General features: G+C 39.9%; 13 protein-coding genes and 1 pseudogene. 10 read left to right on the top strand and 4 right to left on the bottom strand.

From position 1 onward, the window contains the following. The first annotated feature begins 24 nt into the window (after positions 1 to 24). From pdhA to F607_RS0105995, 8 genes are all read left to right on the top strand, one after another. A complete protein-coding gene (gene pdhA / locus F607_RS0106030) occupies positions 25 to 1,128 on the top strand; it encodes a pyruvate dehydrogenase (acetyl-transferring) E1 component subunit alpha (protein WP_027707369.1) in 1,104 nt (367 codons plus the stop codon). Continuing rightward, positions 1,121 to 2,110 carry an alpha-ketoacid dehydrogenase subunit beta gene (locus F607_RS0106025; protein WP_027707368.1) on the top strand — a complete coding sequence of 330 codons (990 nt, stop codon included), beginning with the start codon at positions 1,121 to 1,123 and terminating at the stop codon, positions 2,108 to 2,110. Before pdhA ends, F607_RS0106025 begins: the two co-directional genes overlap by 8 nt. Continuing rightward, on the top strand, positions 2,107 to 3,213 hold the full coding sequence (locus F607_RS0106020) for a dihydrolipoamide acetyltransferase family protein (protein ID WP_027707367.1): 1,107 nt from the start codon (positions 2,107 to 2,109) through the stop codon (positions 3,211 to 3,213). Before F607_RS0106025 ends, F607_RS0106020 begins: the two co-directional genes overlap by 4 nt. 114 nt (positions 3,214 to 3,327) lie before the next feature. Continuing rightward, a complete protein-coding gene (locus F607_RS0106015) occupies positions 3,328 to 5,250 on the top strand; it encodes a PrkA family serine protein kinase (RefSeq protein ID WP_027707366.1) in 1,923 nt (640 codons plus the stop codon). A gap of 24 nt (positions 5,251 to 5,274) precedes the next feature. Further along, positions 5,275 to 6,549, top strand: a complete 1,275-nt coding sequence (locus F607_RS0106010) for a YeaH/YhbH family protein (RefSeq protein WP_027707365.1) — start codon at positions 5,275 to 5,277, stop codon at positions 6,547 to 6,549. Further along, a complete protein-coding gene (locus tag F607_RS0106005) occupies positions 6,546 to 8,078 on the top strand; it encodes a SpoVR family protein (RefSeq protein ID WP_027707364.1) in 1,533 nt (510 codons plus the stop codon). The genes F607_RS0106010 and F607_RS0106005 overlap by 4 nt, the downstream gene beginning before the upstream one ends. Positions 8,079 to 8,417: 339 nt before the next feature. Next, positions 8,418 to 8,894, top strand: coding sequence for a hypothetical protein (locus tag F607_RS0106000; RefSeq protein WP_157365386.1), 477 nt, complete (start codon positions 8,418 to 8,420; stop codon positions 8,892 to 8,894). A gap of 547 nt (positions 8,895 to 9,441) precedes the next feature. Next, a complete protein-coding gene (locus F607_RS0105995; RefSeq protein WP_027707362.1) occupies positions 9,442 to 10,452 on the top strand; it encodes a tryptophan--tRNA ligase in 1,011 nt (336 codons plus the stop codon). A gap of 70 nt (positions 10,453 to 10,522) precedes the next feature. Here F607_RS0105995 and F607_RS0105990 read toward each other — a convergent pair whose 3' ends face one another. From F607_RS0105990 to F607_RS28340, 4 genes are all read right to left on the bottom strand, one after another. Next, a complete protein-coding gene (locus F607_RS0105990; RefSeq protein WP_027707361.1) occupies positions 10,523 to 12,313 on the bottom strand; it encodes an alkaline phosphatase D family protein in 1,791 nt (596 codons plus the stop codon). Positions 12,314 to 12,509: 196 nt separating this feature from the next. Then, positions 12,510 to 13,634: an ABC transporter permease gene (locus F607_RS0105985; RefSeq protein ID WP_027707360.1), complete on the bottom strand. Its 1,125-nt coding sequence runs from the start codon at positions 13,632 to 13,634 to the stop codon at positions 12,510 to 12,512. Between the two features lies 1 nt (position 13,635). Beyond that, the gene (gene rbbA / locus F607_RS0105980) at positions 13,636 to 16,371 is read right to left on the bottom strand and encodes a ribosome-associated ATPase/putative transporter RbbA (RefSeq protein WP_051310975.1); all 2,736 of its coding nucleotides are present in this window, start codon (positions 16,369 to 16,371) and stop codon (positions 13,636 to 13,638) included. A 222-nt stretch (positions 16,372 to 16,593) separates the two neighbouring features. Next, positions 16,594 to 17,568 (bottom strand): HlyD family secretion protein, encoded by a 975-nt coding sequence (locus tag F607_RS28340; RefSeq protein ID WP_038290310.1) that lies wholly within the window; start codon positions 17,566 to 17,568, stop codon positions 16,594 to 16,596. 141 nt (positions 17,569 to 17,709) lie between these two features. Between F607_RS28340 and F607_RS28335 the strand changes: the two genes are divergently transcribed. Further along, on the top strand, positions 17,710 to 18,234 hold the full coding sequence (locus F607_RS28335) for a DUF924 family protein (RefSeq protein ID WP_051310973.1): 525 nt from the start codon (positions 17,710 to 17,712) through the stop codon (positions 18,232 to 18,234). Positions 18,235 to 18,316: 82 nt separating this feature from the next. Beyond that, positions 18,317 to 18,493: pseudogene (locus F607_RS35970) on the top strand (IS4 family transposase); the annotation flags it as partial.

Here is an 18,493-nt window from a genome sequence, read left to right as displayed (position 1 = left end):
TAATTATAACAAGAGGGCTGGCTTATGAAGCGAAACCCGGCATGTGCCATTGAATATGTGCAGTACTTAAATGACAAAGGCGAGTTAACACAGCCGTTACCTCAGTGGGCAGAACAGCCTAAACAGCTTCTGCACTACTATCGTGAAATGGTAATGGCTCGTCACGCAGACCAAAAGGCAATTAGTTTACAAAGGACCGGTAAGTTAGGTACTTATCCTTCAATATTGGGCCAGGAAGCTATTAACGTGGTTATTGGTTCAGTACTTAACAAAGAAGATGTCTTTGTTCCTTACTACCGTGATCATACTGCAATGGTTATGCGTGGAATGAAACAGGCAGATGTTTATCGATATTGGGGGGGGGATGAACGAGGCAGCACTAACCCTGAGGTAGGTAAAGACTTACCTTACTGTGTGCCTATAGCGACACAGGTTTCTCATGCTGCAGGTGTGGCTGCGGCAATTAAAATTCGAGGTGAACAGCGTGCTGTGCTTTGTACCTGTGGAGATGGTGCTACCTCAAAAGGTGACTTTCTTGAAGCCATCAACTTAGCAGGAGTATGGCAGTTACCCGTGGTGTTTCTTATCAATAACAACCAGTGGGCAATATCGGTTCCCCGAAAGATACAGTGTGGAGCACCAACTCTTGCTCAAAAAGGAATAGGTGCAGGTATTCCTGCTCTGCAAGTGGATGGCAACGATGTTATTGCACTTCATGAAGTAATATCTGAGGCTTTGCTGAAAGCAAGGCTTCATAAAGGTGCTACAGTCATAGAGGCAATAAGCTATCGATTGAGTGATCATACTACGGCAGATGATGCAACACGTTATAGAACAAATGAAGAGCTGCGAGAGGCCTGGCAGAGAGAGCCCATTAAGCGCCTGCAGCACTATCTTCATCAGCGGGGGGAGTGGGATGAAAGCAAAGAGCAGCGCTTGCAGGCCCAAGCGGCTGACCAAGTACAGCAAGCGGTTGATGAGTACTTGCAAACCCCACAACAGTCCTTAGATGACCTCTTCTTTTACCACTATGAACAACTCCCTGCGGATTTAGCAGAACAGCTCAGTGATGCTGATATGGCAAATCAATTACAAGGAAAGGCAGTACAGGGGGGGAAACATGACTGAGCAGAATCGCATAACGTTGGTAGAAGCTGTAAATCAGGCACTTCATTTCGCCATGAGCAAAGATGAAGATGTGGTGGTGTTAGGAGAAGATGTTGCGGTTAATGGGGGCGTATTTCGGGCAACAGTTGGCTTGAGAGAGCGTTTTGGTATTAAACGTGTAATGGATACCCCTTTGGCTGAAGCATTGATTGCAGGTGTCAGCATTGGCATGGCAACACAAGGTTTAAAGCCTGTCGCTGAAATTCAGTTTCTTGGTTTTATTTACGCAGCTATGGAACAGCTGGTATCACATGCAGCCAGAATGCGGAACCGCACCCGCGGCCGATTAACCTGCCCGTTGGTGGTGAGAGTTCCCTTTGGTGGTGGCATTCATGCGCCCGAACACCACTCTGAGAGTACAGAAGCATTGTTCGCCCATATACCTGGTTTAAGGGTGGTGATTCCCTCTTCGCCACGTCGAGCTTATGGCTTACTGTTAGCGGCTATAGAAAATCCGGATCCGGTCATTTTTATGGAGCCAAAACGGATTTATCGGGCAACAAAGCAAGTGGTGCCTGATGATGGTCAGTCTTTACCTCTGGACACCTGCTTTACCTTACGTCAGGGAACCGACATAACCTTAGTTAGTTGGGGTGCCTCAATATTAGAAACCATGCAGGCGGCTAAGCAGCTAGCTGAAAGGGATATTTCTGCTGAGGTGATTGATGTGGCCTGCATTAAGCCGTTGGATATCGAGACTATTCTTTACTCGGTCAAAAAAACAGGTCGTTGTGTTGTTATTCATGAGGCCGCTAGAAGCTTTGGGGTGGGCGCTGAGATTGTATCGCAACTCCATGAACAGGCTTTTTTTGACTTACTTGGGCCTGTTAAGCGTGTGACAGGTTACGACATCACAATGCCCTACTACCAAATGGAAAAGCATTACATTCCAACGACTGAGCGCATTATTTCTGCTGTTGAACAAAGCATGGAGCAAGCATGAAATTTTTTAAACTACCAGATTTAGGCGAGGGGATTCCTGAAGCTGAGATTGTCACCTGGCATGTTAAGCCTGGTGACACAGTTGAGGAGGACCAGCCACTTGTATCAGTAGAAACTGCCAAAGCTATTGTTGAAGTACCCTCGCCACAAACGGGGCAAATTGCAAAACTCTTTGCAAAAGAAGGGGATGTGGTTCATACCGGAGAACCTTTGGTTGAGTTCGCCAACGTAGAAGACGAAGACACAGGCACAGTCGTTGGTAAAATCGAGCAAGCCATTAAACAAGATGATGAGGAAGAACAGTTTTTTATCGGTGCTCCACCCGAGTCTCGCGCTGAACAAACCCCAAAGGCAGCCCCTGCTATTCGCGCATTAGCCAAAAAAATGGGGGTGGATTTACGCCAAGTAACCGGCACAGGGCCAAACCAGCAAATTCTTTCTGCGGATGTTGAGACAGCAGCAGCTTCAACCGCTATTGGTGGCGAGCCAGTGCGTGGTGTCAGGCGGCAGATGGCTATTAATATGGCCAAAGCAGATCAAGAGGTTGTACCTGTCACAATTTTTGACGATGCCGACATTGAACATTGGCAAGAAAAGGAAGATATAACCATTCGTTTGGTTTCAGCAATTGGTCATGCATGTGAGGCTGAACCTGGCTTAAATGCTTGGTTTGATGGGGTTCGGATGACTCGTGTACTCCATAAACATATTGATTTAGGTGTGGCTGTAGACACTGAAAAAGGACTTTTTGTACCAGTGTTAAGGAATATTACAGGTCGGTCCCGTGAAGACTTACGAGAAGGTTTAAATCGATTACGTGCTGATGTTAAAGCAAGAACAATCCCTCCATCTGAGCTACAAGGTGCTACACTAACTCTTAGCAACTTTGGCACCATTGCAGGACGGTATGCAAGTCCTATAGTTGTTCCTCCAACCGTGTGTATTTTGGGAACAGGTAAAATTCGGCGTGAGCCTATTGTTGTAGCCGATCAAGTTAGTATTCATAAAATTATACCCCTTTCCTTAACATTCGATCACCGCGCAGTTACTGGGGGAGAAGCGGCGCGATTTCTGCATGCAATTAAAATGCATCTTGAGTCCTGAAAAATCGAAAAACATATATACTTAATTTAAAAACAACATTTCTTTAAAAAACTAGTCTAACGGGTTGAGAAGCTAGGTCATTTCTAATCAGTAGGGTTTCAGTGGGTGAGTGCAATGGATATTTTTGATACTGTAAAAAGCAGGTATATCAATACCCAGCAGGAAGAGATCTCATTACATGAATATCTCGAACTTTGTAAAAAGGATCCAATGGCGTATGCAAATGCTGCCGAACGTATGTTAAATGCGATTGGAGAACCTGAATTAGTTGATACGTCATTTGATTCAAGGTTAAGTCGAATTTTTTCTAATAAGTTAATAAAAAAATACCCTGCCTTTGAAGAGTTTTATGGCATGGAAGAATCAATTGAACAAATAGTTTCTTATTTTAAACATGCTGCGCAAGGCTTGGAAGAAAAGAAACAGATTTTATATTTATTAGGTCCTGTCGGTGGAGGTAAGTCATCACTTGCAGAAAAACTCAAACGTTTAATGGAAAAAGTACCTTTTTATGCCATTAAAGGTTCACCAGTATTTGAGTCACCTTTGGGTCTATTTAATCCTGATGAAGATGGAGAAATATTAGAAGAAGAGTATGGTATTCCAAAGCGCTATATAAAAGGAACTATGTCCCCATGGGCTGTTAAACGTTTGAAAGAATATGGCGGAGATATTTCTAAATTCAGAGTGATAAGGCTTTATCCATCTTTAGCACACCAAGTCGCTATTGCAAAAACAGAACCTGGTGATGAAAATAACCAGGATATTTCAAGCCTTGTCGGGAAAGTCGATATTCGACAGTTAGAAGAATACGCACAAAATGATCCTGATGCATATAGCTTCTCAGGTGGGTTATGTCGGTCTAACCAAGGCTTGCTAGAATTTGTGGAAATGTTTAAGGCACCAATTAAAGTGCTTCACCCTTTACTCACTGCAACCCAAGAGGGAAATTATAATAGTACAGAAGGTATGGGTAGTATTCCTTTCGAAGGAATAATACTTGCGCACTCGAACGAGTCAGAGTGGCAAAGTTTTAAAAACAATAAGACGAATGAGGCATTTATCGACCGGGTGTATATCGTTAAAGTACCTTATTGTTTACGCGTCAAAGAAGAAATCAAAATTTACGAAAAATTATTACTACACAGTTCTCTGCGTGAAGCGCCTTGTGCACCTGATACACTAAGGATGCTTGCACAATTTTCTGTATTGTCTCGTCTAAAAGAGCCTGAAAATTCGAATATTTTCTCTAAAATGCGAGTTTATGATGGGCAAAATTTAAAAGACACTGACCCTAATGCGAAGTCGTTGCAAGAATATAAAGATGCAGCGGGTGTTGATGAAGGTATGGAAGGGTTATCAACACGTTTTGCATTTAAAATTTTGTCCAAAGTCTTTAACTTTGATCCTAGTGAAGTTGCCGCTAACCCAGTACACCTGTTGTATGTATTAGAACAGCAGATTGAACAGCAGCAATATCCACCTGAGGTGCATGAACGTTACTTACGTTTTATTAAAGAGTTCCTGGCACCTAAATATATTGATTTCCTCAGTAAAGAAATCCAGACCGCCTATCTTGAGTCTTACAGTGAATATGGTCAAAACATCTTTGATCGCTATGTAACTTATGCGGACTTCTGGATTCAGGACCAAGAATATCGTGACCCAGAAACTGGCGATATTTTGGATCGGGGTGCTATCAATGACGAACTAGAGAAAATTGAAAAACCTGCGAGTATTGCTAATCCGAAAGATTTTCGTAATGAAATTGTCAACTTTGTGCTTCGTGCTAGAGCGAATAACAAAGGTAAAAATCCTTCATGGCTTAGCTATGAAAAAATGCGTACTGTTATTGAGAAAAAGATGTTCTCAAATACAGAAGACCTACTACCTGTTATTTCTTTCAATGCGAAAGCATCTAATGAAGACCAGCGTAAACATGGAGAGTTTGTCAAGCGTATGATTGAGCGTGGTTATACTGAGAAGCAAGTAAGGCTGTTGTGTGAGTGGTATATCCGGGTAAGGAAATCACAATAAAATTAGACCATTACGGGTGCCGCCATGACTCATATTATTGACAGACGTTTAAATGGAAAAAATAAAAGTACGGTAAACCGACAGCGTTTTTTAAGGCGTTACAAAAAGCATATCAAACGTGCAGTAGCAGATGCTGTCAACAAGCGCAGTATTACTGATATCGAAAGCGGTAGTCAGATTACCATTCCTAATAAAGATCTGTCAGAGCCAAACTTTCAACATGGTCGTGGTGGTTTTAACAATATTGTTCACCCTGGTAATAAAGAGTTTGTAAAGGGTGACAAGATTAGACGTCCAGAAGCTGGAGCAGGTCAGGGTCCTGGGAGTGGTAAAGCCAGTAACCAAGGTGAAGGCATGGATGAATTCACCTTTCAGATCAATCATGAAGAGTTTCTTGAGTATATGTTCGAAGACCTCGAGCTTCCAAATTTAGTCAAGAAGCAGTTAAAAGAGACGATTGCATACAAATTCAGACTGGCAGGTTTTTCAAGTAAAGGCACGCCTGAAAAATTAAATATTATTCGTTCTTTGCGTAGTGCTCATGCTAGACGAATTGCACTTAGTGGCTCTGAACGCAGAGAAATCAGGCAGTTAAAACGTGAACTCAGAGAAATGGAAGTCAGTCCGGAAGAAGCAGATCAAGAGCGAGTTGAGTTTTTAAGGGAGCGCATTAAAGAACTCAATGCAAAGCTGAAACGTTTGCCTTTTATTGATGAGTTTGACTTGAAGTATAACAACTTCATTAAAACCCCCGTTCCTAGCACAAAGGCGGTTATGTTTTGTGTAATGGATGTTTCTGGCTCAATGACTCAAGAAATAAAAGATATCGCTAAGCGCTTTTTTATTTTGTTATATTTGTTCTTATGTAGAACCTATAAAGAGATTGAAGTAGTTTTTATTCGGCATCATACATCAGCAAAAGAAGTTGATGAAAATGACTTTTTTTATTCAAGGGAAACTGGTGGGACGATTGTTTCCAGTGCGCTTGAATTGTCAAGAGATATCATTAGGGAGCGCTACTCTCCTGCTCAGTGGAATATTTATATAGCCCAGGCATCTGATGGTGATAATTGGGAGGGTGACTCAAGTATATGCAGTAATATTCTCGTTAATGGAATTATGCCTTTAGTGCAGTATTTCGCTTATGTAGAAATAACTGATAGACACCATCAAAACTTATGGCGAGAGTATGAAGCAGTTTATGAAGCCTTTCACGAAACGTTTGCTATGCAGCAAATTAAGACGGTCAGTGATATTTATCCTGTCTTCCGTCGATTATTTGAAAGGAAGGAAGCATGAAAAAAAAGCAGCCTATTTCTACAGGGTCAGAATGGACGTTTGAACAAATTGAGCTGTATGACAAAGAAATTGGCAGGGTTGCTGAGCATTATGGTTTAGACACTTACCCAAACCAAATTGAGATCATTAGCTCTGAGCAAATGATGGATGCTTATGCTTCTACAGGTATGCCTCTGATGTACTCTCACTGGTCTTTTGGTAAACATTTCTTACATACACTACAAAACTACCAGCGTGGGCACATGGGGTTGGCTTATGAAATAGTTATAAATTCAAGTCCATGTATTGCCTACCTGATGGAAGAAAATACTATGACGATGCAAGCGTTAGTAATTGCTCACGCTTGTTATGGTCATAATTCATTTTTCAAAGGAAATTATTTATTTAAAACCTGGACGGATGCGACATCAATTGTCGATTATCTGCTCTTTGCTAAAAATTATATTGCACAGTGTGAGGAAAAATACGGAATAGATGCGGTAGAAGACTTATTAGATTCATGCCATGCATTGATGAATTATGGCGTTAACCGTTATAAAAGACCTGCACCTATATCCACTGAAGAAGAAAAAGCACGGCAAATTGAGCGGGAAGAATATCGTCAAAGACAAATTAATGAACTATGGAATACTATCCCAAAAAATTTAGATAAAGATAAAAGCATAGAAGAAAAGAAATTCCCTGAAGATCCTGAAGAAAATATTTTATACTTTTTTGAAAAGAATGCACCTTTGCTGGAAACCTGGCAACGGGAAATGATTCGTATTGTTCGTAAAGTGGCCCAGTACTTTTATCCACAGCGTCAAACACAAGTTATGAATGAAGGATGGGCCTGTTTTTGGCACTATACTTTGCTCAACCATCTGTACGATGAAGGTCTCGTAACAGATGGTTTTATCATGGAGATGTTGCACTCACACTCAAATGTTGTCTTCCAGCCAGCGTTTGATGATCCTCGTTATAGTGGTATTAACCCATATACACTGGGTTTTCATATGATGATGGATATTAAGCGTATTTGCGAAAACCCAACCAAAGAAGATAAACGCTGGTTTCCTGATATTGCCGGATCAAACTGGTTAGAGACTTTGAAGTTTGCCATGGAGAATTTCAAAGATGAAAGCTTTATTCTGCAATTTTTATCGCCAAAAATTATGCGTGATTTGAAGCTATTTGCCATTACTGATGATGAAAATCTGCCTTACCTTGAAGTTTCAGCTATTCATGATGATGAGGGCTATCGCTTGGTTCGTGAAGCTATGGCATCACAGTATAATATTGGTAATCGCGAGCCCAATATCCAAGTTTATAATGTAAATGTAAGAGGAGACCGTTCTCTAACATTAAGGCATTATCAGCACCATCATCGTCCCTTGGGCAAAACAACGGCGGAAATGCTGAAGCATGTACATAACTTGTGGGGGTTTGATGTTCATTTAGAATCCATTCGAGATGATAAAGTCCATAGTAGCTTCCATTGCCCCCCAAAGGAGGTTGAAGAAGAGCGCAGTTTAATAGAACTTACCTAGCTTTTTACTCAACATCGGGCATCCAGTAAGTTGGTTGGGTCGATAAGAGGCTGCTTGTAATGTGAGTGTTGTGTACAAAGTGGCCTATTTAGGTGCTAGTTTTGATAAAACTACTTCAAGAGAGTGCTCTCCTCCTAATTTACACTTGATTGTCGACCATAGTCGAGCATAAGCTGTTGCTTTGTGACAAACTATGTAATTAGTGGTCTATGTTTTTAGTACCTTTCTTTTTTAGTTATACCCGAAGTGAAGGGTATATACCCAGTGATTGCTGAAGTTTGAACAGCTATGGGTGGGAAACGTGTTGGGTATTTTGACCATGTTTGGGGAATCAATGTTATGAAACTGAGTTATGCCATCTATACTGCTGTCATTACAGTGTTGTTGGCAGGTTGTCAGACTGGCACTCAAGTAAAGCCTAAAGATAATGCCGAGACAGCAACAAACCAGCCTGAGGCTGTAAACCAGGTACAAGATATTTGGAGTTATGATCGAACGCACATTGTTAAATGGACCCTATGGAGTTATGACAGTGAGATTGATCTAACCACAATATCGAAACTTGAAGAGCAAAGTATTCAAGATGCCTTTAATAGCTTCAAGGATGGTGAATACCGACAATGGAAAAATGAGAGCCTGGGAACTATGGGATTTACTGCTGGGAGCAAATACCAAAATAGTGAAGGGCTTAACTGTCGTAATTACAGCATTACTGTTGAAACGATAGGTGATACTGGCCAGGTTCAGCAGTTACAGCGACCAGCTATTGCTTGTTTTAATGAGGGTGCGTGGGAATTTGATCGTTCAATATTATAAGTCTGAGAAACTGATACTGATCAGCTTCAATGTTTAGTGAAGTTGATCACTTTATTAAGTTAAAGAATATTTCTGATAAGCTTTAACTAATTTACTGATAATTTTTAGAAAATAGTGTTAATTTACAATTAGTTAGAAACTGGACTGGTTGGTTAGATTGGCGAGAGGAAGAAAAAAGACTAGACCTGCCAGGGAATTGTAGTTATAGTTCGCGAATATAAAAAAACAGCCCTGACCGATTTGGAGGGGATCAGGGCAATGAAAGTGTACCAATTAGGAGTCAAGCGAGTAACTTAACTGGGTATAAGTATAGATAATCAAGTCAAACAACAAATTCGTACATGTACCCAATTGTTTGTGGAAACTACCTATCGTACGTAAATAATGATTAAAATCCCTTTCTTTTGGTGGCCTTGAGGCCATTTACACTTCTAAGAAATCTACGAGTTTTCATTGTAGACCTCATATATCTTTTCTAGTTTAGGTATAATTTCCCACCTGAATAAAAAGAATTATTTCCAGCAGGTTTCAGCAAAAAGAATATGTTATGAAAAAGACCCGTGTTTTAACTGGTATTACGACCTCAGGGACACCACATTTGGGTAATTATGTGGGAGCGATTCGTCCTGCAATAGAAGATAGCCGTAAAGAAAATGTAGAGTCATTTTTCTTCTTAGCGGACTATCACTCGATTATTAAAACCCGAGATCCCATCAGAGTTCATCAGTCTACTCGTGAAATTGCAGCTACTTGGCTGGCACTGGGTCTTGATGTTGATCGTGTTACTTTTTACCGGCAGTCTGATATCCCAGAAATCACTGAGTTGTGCTGGATCTTGAACTGCATGACAGCAAAGGGTCTGATGAACAGAGCGCATGCCTATAAAGCCGCTGTTCAACAAAACATCGATGATGAAGAAGCTGATCCTGATAAAGGAATCACAATGGGGTTATTCTCTTATCCTGTATTGATGGCGGCGGATATTTTGATGTTCAATGCGCACAAAGTACCTGTTGGTAGAGACCAGATTCAGCATTTGGAAATGGCACGGGATATTGCCGCACGTATGAACCATCATTATAAGGTGAAGTTTGCCTTGCCTGAGGCCGTTGTCGATGAAAATACGGCCGTCTTAAATGGGTTGGATGGACGAAAAATGAGTAAAAGTTACGATAATGTGATTCCTCTTTTCGCTCCAGAGAAAAAGTTGCGTAAGCTCATAATGAAAATTAAAACGAACTGTCTTGAGCCAGGTGAACCAAAAGACCCAGACACCTGTACACTGTTTCAGATTTTTTCTGCATTTGCGGCACCCAGTGAAATTGAAGAAAAGCGCCAGCAGTATTATAACGGTGCTGGATGGGGTGAGTTAAAACAAACGTTATTTGAATACCTCAATGAACAATTACAAGGGCCAAGAGAGCTCTATGATGCACTTATGGAAGACCCTCAGTATGTAGAAACAATACTAAAAGCTGGTGCAGAAAAAGCGCGAGCTGAAGCGAAGCCGTTTTTACAAAAAATTCGTCATGGTATTGGTATTAGACCCATAGAATAAAAGTCTGATTGATAGTTAAATTAAAAAGGCTGCTACTGGCAGCCTTTTTTATGGTTAAACAAAAGCTAAATTAGTTGATATTCCGAGTGGATTTTTTGAATAGCCAAGGTAGCTCAGTATATTTATGCACATGTGAAATAGGGCGTTTAGTTAAACCATGTCCAGAGGTCTCCTTGCTAACACCATATACAACCCACTCACAATGATCATGGAAAAACTCTAATGTCGCATAACCATGATCATTCGCATTGAAAGTTTTAATATGTGGATTATTGATACGTACTGCACCTTCGCTAAATAAACGAAGTAATTCTGGTTTTTTAACTTTATACTTAAGATGTTGCTCTATACCATCTAAAAATGTTGTCGATGTGACAGATGGTGTCATGAACTCAACACCTACGAGATTATTATCTAATCCTGTATTGAGCGATTTTTCATAATCAACTTTTAAATATGAAGATATATTACAGTGTAAGTCTCCTGTGAGTACAACGAAATTATCAACATTATAATTTCGAATAAACTCTGCTAATTGCCGGCGCTCATATTGAAAACCATCCCATGAATCAACTGTAAGTAAAGCTAGCTCCTGCCCAAGCAGTGTTGCTGCCAGTCGTCCCATATAAGTCTGGTTACCCAAAACATTCCACACTGTTTTAGAACTGCTCAAATTATTAAATAGCCATTCTTTTTGTTGATACCCCAACATAGAGTTTTCAGCATCATATTGATCTGTGCAGCCAATTGGAAAGTAGCGTTCAAATACACGACGATCACCACACGGTGGGGCTGTTCGATAGGTGCGTGTATCCAGCATGTTTATAGTGACTAAGTCCCCGAATGTAAAATGACGATAAATACGTAAAAACTGGTGAGGATGTGTTTTATCATAAGTCAAAGCAGCGCGTGTCGGGGTATATTCAAACCAGGCTTGTTGTGCTGACAGCTTGAGTGACCGTAATAAATCCTCATTATTACCAAACTCACTGTCTTTGGTATATGGGTGGTCTGGTGCACCTAGTGTATCTCGGGCATAATCCCAATAACAATCATTAGCGGTTTCATGGTCATCTGTAGTCATTATCCAAGTGTGGCTTTCTAAGCAGGTGGTAAGATATTCATCTTGCCTATATCTACGATAAATATGTCGATAATCATCTAAATTAGACGCATAGCCAGACTCACTAGGTAACTTTATTTTTCTATCATCGTATTTATTTGCTTGAAAACTTTTATCGCCTGTACTTTCATAAACAAAGTCACCTAGGTGTACAACAAAATCAATTGAACTATCCTTTGCAATAAAGTCATAAACACCATAGTAACCATTGGTAAAATCCTGGCAAGTTAAAACTGCTATTTTAAGACTTTTTAGGGTGCTATGGTTTGAAGACGTTGTTCTACAGCGCCCAATTTTACTTGACGTATTTTTATAAATAAAACGATAGTAGTACGTTCGATTTGGTTCAAGCTGGCCATCTAAATCAATTTTTACAGTATAATCTAATAAAGAACTTAATTGTTCAGGGTGGACTTCACCTTGCAAATAGAGTGACTCGCAACGATTGTCTAGGCAAACTTGAAAAATTAAAGGCTCATATTCACTATACTTTACAGGATTAACCCTTGTCCAAAGAATGACCCCACTATCCGTTGGGTCACCCGAGGCAACTGACTGAGGAAATATTTCATTTGCGCTATCAATATTTATTAAACTATTATCTGGCAGTGGATAATCATTGTTATTAGAAACTAAGTTTGGCTGTAAGGTTTTTGCTTGAGTGGAACTAATTATATAAGGTGAAGCTAATCCAGCACTCATTAGGCCTATAAACTTTCGACGGTTTAGGGCTGACATACTTTTTCCTTTATTATTGTCATTTTGCTTGGTGACCGAAAAGGAAAGTAGCAGCTAAATGTTAATGTTTCTTTAAATAAATATGATTCTTATGTATGGACTTGCTGCCAAATAAATTGCAATTTACTTTCAGTAAAAGACTAATTTGTTCGTATATTATGTATTGGTAATAAAAGTAGGCTGATAAAGGGTATATTTACGATAAATTTTTGCCAACTGTTTTTCTAAGTCGTTGTAGTGATACTGAAAAGAAAACTATTCCAATAGCAATAATAGTAAGTAAGGGCTGCCAAACAATCGCTACGTCTGCTTGACGAAATAGTACGGCACTACTGAATTCAACAAAGTGAGTAGATGGAAATATTTTCATAAGGTACTGAATGGCAGGTGGCATGTTGTCTAAAGGCGTTATTCCTCCTGATAAAACATTCATCACTACGACTATAGGCAGAAAAAGTAGTCCAAGCTGTGGCATTGAATTAGCTACTGTACCTAAGAAGATACCAAGTGAAGTTACTGCAAATAAGTAACTGCATGTGCCAATAATAAATAATCCTATTTCTCCTCGAACAGGAATTGCTAATGCCTCGCCAATAACTAGCTTTAAAGAAAGTAATGATGCCAAAACTATGACTAGCCCATTCGACCAAATTTTAGCGAGCATTATTTCTGCAGGTGTTAAAGGCATTACTAATAAATGTTCAATTGTTCCATGCTCTCGTTCTCTAATTAAAGCTGCACCTGTCAGAACTATAGCAAGCATACCAATAACATTAATATACTGATTTACTGCCATGAACCAGCTGCTGTATAGGTTTTCATTGAATCTAATTCTAATATTTAAGTTAATAAGAGGATTTTCTGAATCTTCTTGATTAAAGAACTGCGTAACTTCGTTGGTTATTATATTTTGAATATAATCTAAACCAATAACAGCCTGACTCATAGCGGTTGCATCAATATAAACTTGTACACTTTCTTCAAGCCCATGGGCTAGCTTTTGTGAAAATTTGCTTGGAATGAGCAAAACAAAGGTATAAATACCTTGATTCATCGTTTTATCAATATCATTAAACGTAATGAAATGTGGGTTTTGAAAGTAAGGAGGGAGAAGTGAAGAAATTATTTGACGTGATAATGGTGAATTATCTTCATCTACAACTGCAACAGCTGCATTTCGCATTTCCAAACCAGTCTCTTTTGCAGGGACATAAATAAAAACAGTAAATGCAAATGTCATCAGAAAAAGCATGACTTTATCTTGACGTAGGCTGGCTATTTCCTTTAAACCCAGCCAAAAAACAGATTGCAGAAACTTCATATTACCGTTCCTGTTTAGGTAAAAAGAGTACGCTAAGTAGCGTAAAGGTGATAAAGAAGCCAATAACTGCTGCAAAATTTAGTTTGAGGTCAGCCCAAGAAGTAGCTTTTGTAAAAATACCTACAGTGATATCTAGGTAATAAGCGGCAGGGAAATAGGTTGACATAATTGAAGCCCCACCAGAAAGAGATGCAACAGGACTAATTAAACCAGAAAAATTAATAGATGGAATGATGGTAATAATTAAAGTACCGAATAAAGCAGCTACTTGAGTTGTGGTGAAGGTTGAAATCAGTAACCCCAAAGCAGTGGTGGCTATAACATACAAACAAGAACCAACAAATAATAGCCAAAAGCTACCTTTGATTGGAACCCCAAAAAATAACCAGGTTACAAGAAAAAGCGACATGAAATTAATAATAGACAATGCAATATAAGGTAGTTGCTTACCCCATAAAAACTCAAGGCGAGTGGTTGGGGTTGCATAATAATTAGTGATAGAACCTAACTCTTTTTCTCGCACGACGGCAACAGCCATAAGCATGGCTGGGATAAACGTTAGTAGGGTGGCCATAACTCCAGGCACAATAGCATAGATGCTTTCAATGCTCTGATTATAGCGAAAGCGCGGTTCAATTTTTAACTGTTGAGGCGTTGTATGAGCGTTGGTTTTGGCTAACTGCTGTAGATGGTTTTGATGAACACCTTGTACATAACCACGAATAGTTTCGGCCCGAAAAGGCATTGCCCCATCAATCCATATTCCTACTTCAGGAGATTCTCCTTTTAGCATTTGCCGTCCGAATTGAGGTGGAACTTCAATGACTAGCTCGACTTCGCCCCTGACAAGGACAAGTTCAGCTCGTTGGTCGTTGCTTATCACAAGCTGCTGTTGAAAATACTTAGAGCCTTCAAATGCTTCTAGGTAGTGGCGACTATATTGGGTTTGATCGCGATCGAGTACAGCGTATTTCATATGTTTCACATCCATAGAAATGCCATACCCCATAACTATCAACAAAAAGATAGGACCCAATAACGCAAATAAAAACCGTATGGGATCACGCTGTATTTCCATCGCTTCGCGTTGTGCATAAGCCCATAAACGTTGCCAGGATAGTGAATGAGTTTTAATGAGGTTTTTTGGAGATGCAATGGCTTTTTGGGGCGGCTGTACTGTTGAATCTTGGTTTTTTTGAAGCTCTTCAGTCTGCTTGCTTTCTTGTAGGTATCGAATAAATGCAGCTTCTAAATTCGTCGCTTGCTTTTCACTGATAAGCACTTCAGCCGTACCTGCAGCTAAAACTTTTCCGGCGTGCATCAGCGAAATTCTGTCACAACGTTCAGCCTCATTCATAAAATGGGTGGAAATAAAAATAGTTACGTTCTCATTGCGGGATAGCTCCGCCAGTAATTGCCAAAACTGGTCCCTGGCGATTGGGTCTACACCTGAAGTAGGTTCGTCCAGAATCAGAATTTTAGGACGATGAATAATAGCTACAGCTAATGACAAACGTTGTTTAATACCAAGCGGTAAGTCTGCAGTTTGCTCATCAGCTACATTTGTTAATGACATACGAGAGAGTAATTCATTAATTCGATGATTTGCTTCGGTACTTGGCAGCTGAAACAGACGAGCATGTAATAAAAGATTTTGTTTAACTGTAAGTTCTTGGTAAAGTGAAAAGCTTTGCGACATAAAGCCAATATTTTTACGATGAGAAAGACTTCTGCTATTCATAGGTTCACCAAATAATGTTGCTTTACCTTCAGTTGGAGGTAATAAACCCGTTAGCATTTTCATCGTAGTGGTTTTTCCACAACCATTGGAACCTAAAAAACCAAATATCTCACCTTGGTAAATTTGGAAATTAACCTGATCAACTGCAGTAAAATCACCAAAGCGCTTTGTTAACTGTGTAGCCTCAATAGCAACTGGTTTACTATTTTGCTGATAAGGCGGAATGATTAAATTAGCTTGTGGTGTGCATTCAGGCTGTAGTGCCTTAAAAGCTTCATCAAGGCTTGTTGTTTGTGTTTGCTCACAAAGTGCTTTAGGGCTTCCTGTGGCTAAAAGTCTTCCTCCATAAAGAGCTGCAAGCCAGTCATAGCGCTCTGCTTCTTCCATGTAAGCAGTAGCGACCAAAATGGTCATATCTGGGGTGCGTGACTTTATACGCGTAATCAACTCCCAGAATTGCATACGTGATAATGGATCAACACCTGTCGTGGGTTCATCCAAAATAAGTAAATCAGGGTCATGAATCAGTGCACAGCAAAGCCCAAGTTTTTGTTTCATGCCCCCAGATAATTTACCTGCAGGTCGTTTGGCAAAGGGTGCTAAACCAGTAGCTAACAACAACTCTTCTATATGTTGTTTACATTGCTGTTGGTTTTGACCAAAAAGCTGGCTAAAAAACCGTAAGTTTTCATAAACTGACAATGTTGCATAAAGGTTTTTACCAAGCCCTTGCGGCATATAAGCTATACGATGGCACAACTGATTTCTGACAGCACTTAGCTGGATGTTCTGAGAAAATAAATGAACTTCACCATGTTGTATCTTTTTTACCCCAGCGATCAAACCTAATAATGTAGACTTACCAACTCCATCAGGTCCTATTAGGCCAGCGATGGTTCCTTTAGTAATGCTGAGTGTAATATTGGACAGGGCTATCTGTTGCTTATAATAATGAGTGACTTGATCAACAATTACGACTTCACTTGGCCTATTCATGAGAATGCCTTTATTGCATCGTGATAAACAGCAGCGCTAAATCGTACTTATTACAGAAATTACATTTATACCCTTCGCGAATCGATTTAATGCGCGCTAATCATATTGTCCTAGCACTTTTAAGACAGTTGTGGTTGCTATGCGCTAGCCTTAACAGAGCTGGCTAGTCCCTCTAAAATCCTTCGTTGTGGGTATATAAATGATCACTTTATACAGCTGTGCTTAAAGAATATCAGACCACTCTGCTTCAGGATTAAGCTTTATATAAGCCATACCAGGCATGCCAGGTTTAATTAAATCAATATGGTCTTGTAAAAACGCGTTGTTTACACTGACTTTTACTCTAAAACGTAACTTACTGCGTTCTTCTCGGGTTTCTACAACCTTAGGTGTAAATTGCGCAAGAGGAGAGATAAAACTGACTTCAGCAGGAATGGGTAACTCAGGTACAGCATCCAGAATAATCCGTGCACTACTTCCCATAGAAATTTTACCTGCATCCATCTCACTTAAAAAGATGGTCATATAAACATCTGAAAGATCAATTATAGTTAAAATTTTACTACCACTAGCCACAATTTCGCCTGGCTCAGCAATGCGATAAAGTACTCTGCCTGATATGGGTGAAGTAATGCTACTGTCTTCTAAATCGGCCTTAAGGCGTTCTACAGATGCTTGGGCTGCCTGTATTGAAGCCTCCGCTACCTCAACCATAGCTTCTGCTGCGGCACAGGCAGCTTGTGTCGTTTCCACTTTCAATTGTGCAGTATCTAAATCATCTTCAGAGGCAAAATTTCTTTGGATTAAGTCTTGTGTACGTTGTAGCTGTTTTTTTGCGTATTTACACTCGCTGTTTCGTTCTTCAACAATAGCCATTGCCCGTTGACGTTCGACTTTGGCTTTTAATACTTGTGACTCTGCTTGCTTAAGTTGAGCCTCAAGTGTTTTAGTGTCCATTTTAACAACCAGTTGGCTTTTTATAACCTGATCACCTTCCTTGACGGTAACCTGTTCTATGCGTCCTGGAAGCTTGCTGGCAATGTGAACATCATTAGCTTCCAAGCGACCATTGCCAATTGCAAAGTAGACAGGGGCACTTGCATAGTAGAACGTGTAATAGATGGCGCTTAGCACTGCAGCCAGTACTAGCAAGCCAAAAATCCAATATAAAACAGGTGATTTTTTGGTCGTACTCATCAACTTGACCACCTAATAGTCCGTTATAGCACTCTAACGATTATATGATTTACTCTGTATATCTATTATTGATGTTAATCTTGTATAGAGCTTATTAATACCAAACAAGTCGTCTATATACTACTACCTGGAGCAACAAGTATGGAAGAAAAGCAACCTGAAAAAGTAATTACTGCCTGGTTTGGAGAGTTAGACTCTGAAGGTAATGTGTCTGTCGAAATACGTAACAAATGGTTTAATGCGACAGCTGATCATGATAGTGAGTTACGTATTACATTTGAATCATGGGTTTTTGCTGCTGAGAATGGCGCTCTCAAGCATTGGGAGGAAAGCGCAGAAGGACGGCTAGCGCTAATTATTTTGTTAGACCAGATTCCAAGGAATATTTACCGATCAACAGCCAGTGCCTATAAATATGATGCAGCAGCGCTACATCATGCTAAACAAGCTTTACTGAAAGGGCAGCACAAACAGCTCCCGTACTTAATGCGTATATTCTGTTATATGCCTTTTGAACACGCTGAATGTCTTTTAGAGCAAGAACAAGCAGTAAGGTTATTTAAAGAAGTAACAAGTGAAGTTGAAGCTTCATCACCACTTTACTCTCAACTGTATGCTTTTTATGACTATGCAGTCTATGTACAGGACAAAAAGCTGAATAAATGAGAAAAATCAACTAGTTAGAAGTGAATTAATCCCTCATTGGTATTACAATTCAGGCTGCGAAACCATGAAGAATTGTAAAACAATGAAAGAGATCAATTCACTCACCAAAGAGCTTAAAGGGGTTTTTGGTTGGCATCAAGCCCGAGTCACCTTGCTAGCCCAATTTATTCTAGCACTGGTAAAGGTTCGTTCAGTCAATCTCACACGTATAGCCCAAGTGTTTTATGGTACGACCTTACCGGCATCGAATTATAAGCGT

This window comes from Zooshikella ganghwensis DSM 15267 (genome assembly GCF_000428585.1).
In the GTDB taxonomy this organism is placed as follows: domain Bacteria; phylum Pseudomonadota; class Gammaproteobacteria; order Pseudomonadales; family Zooshikellaceae; genus Zooshikella; species Zooshikella ganghwensis.
Note: the sequence above shows the minus strand (reverse complement) of the source record. Positions and strands in the feature narration are given on the sequence as shown.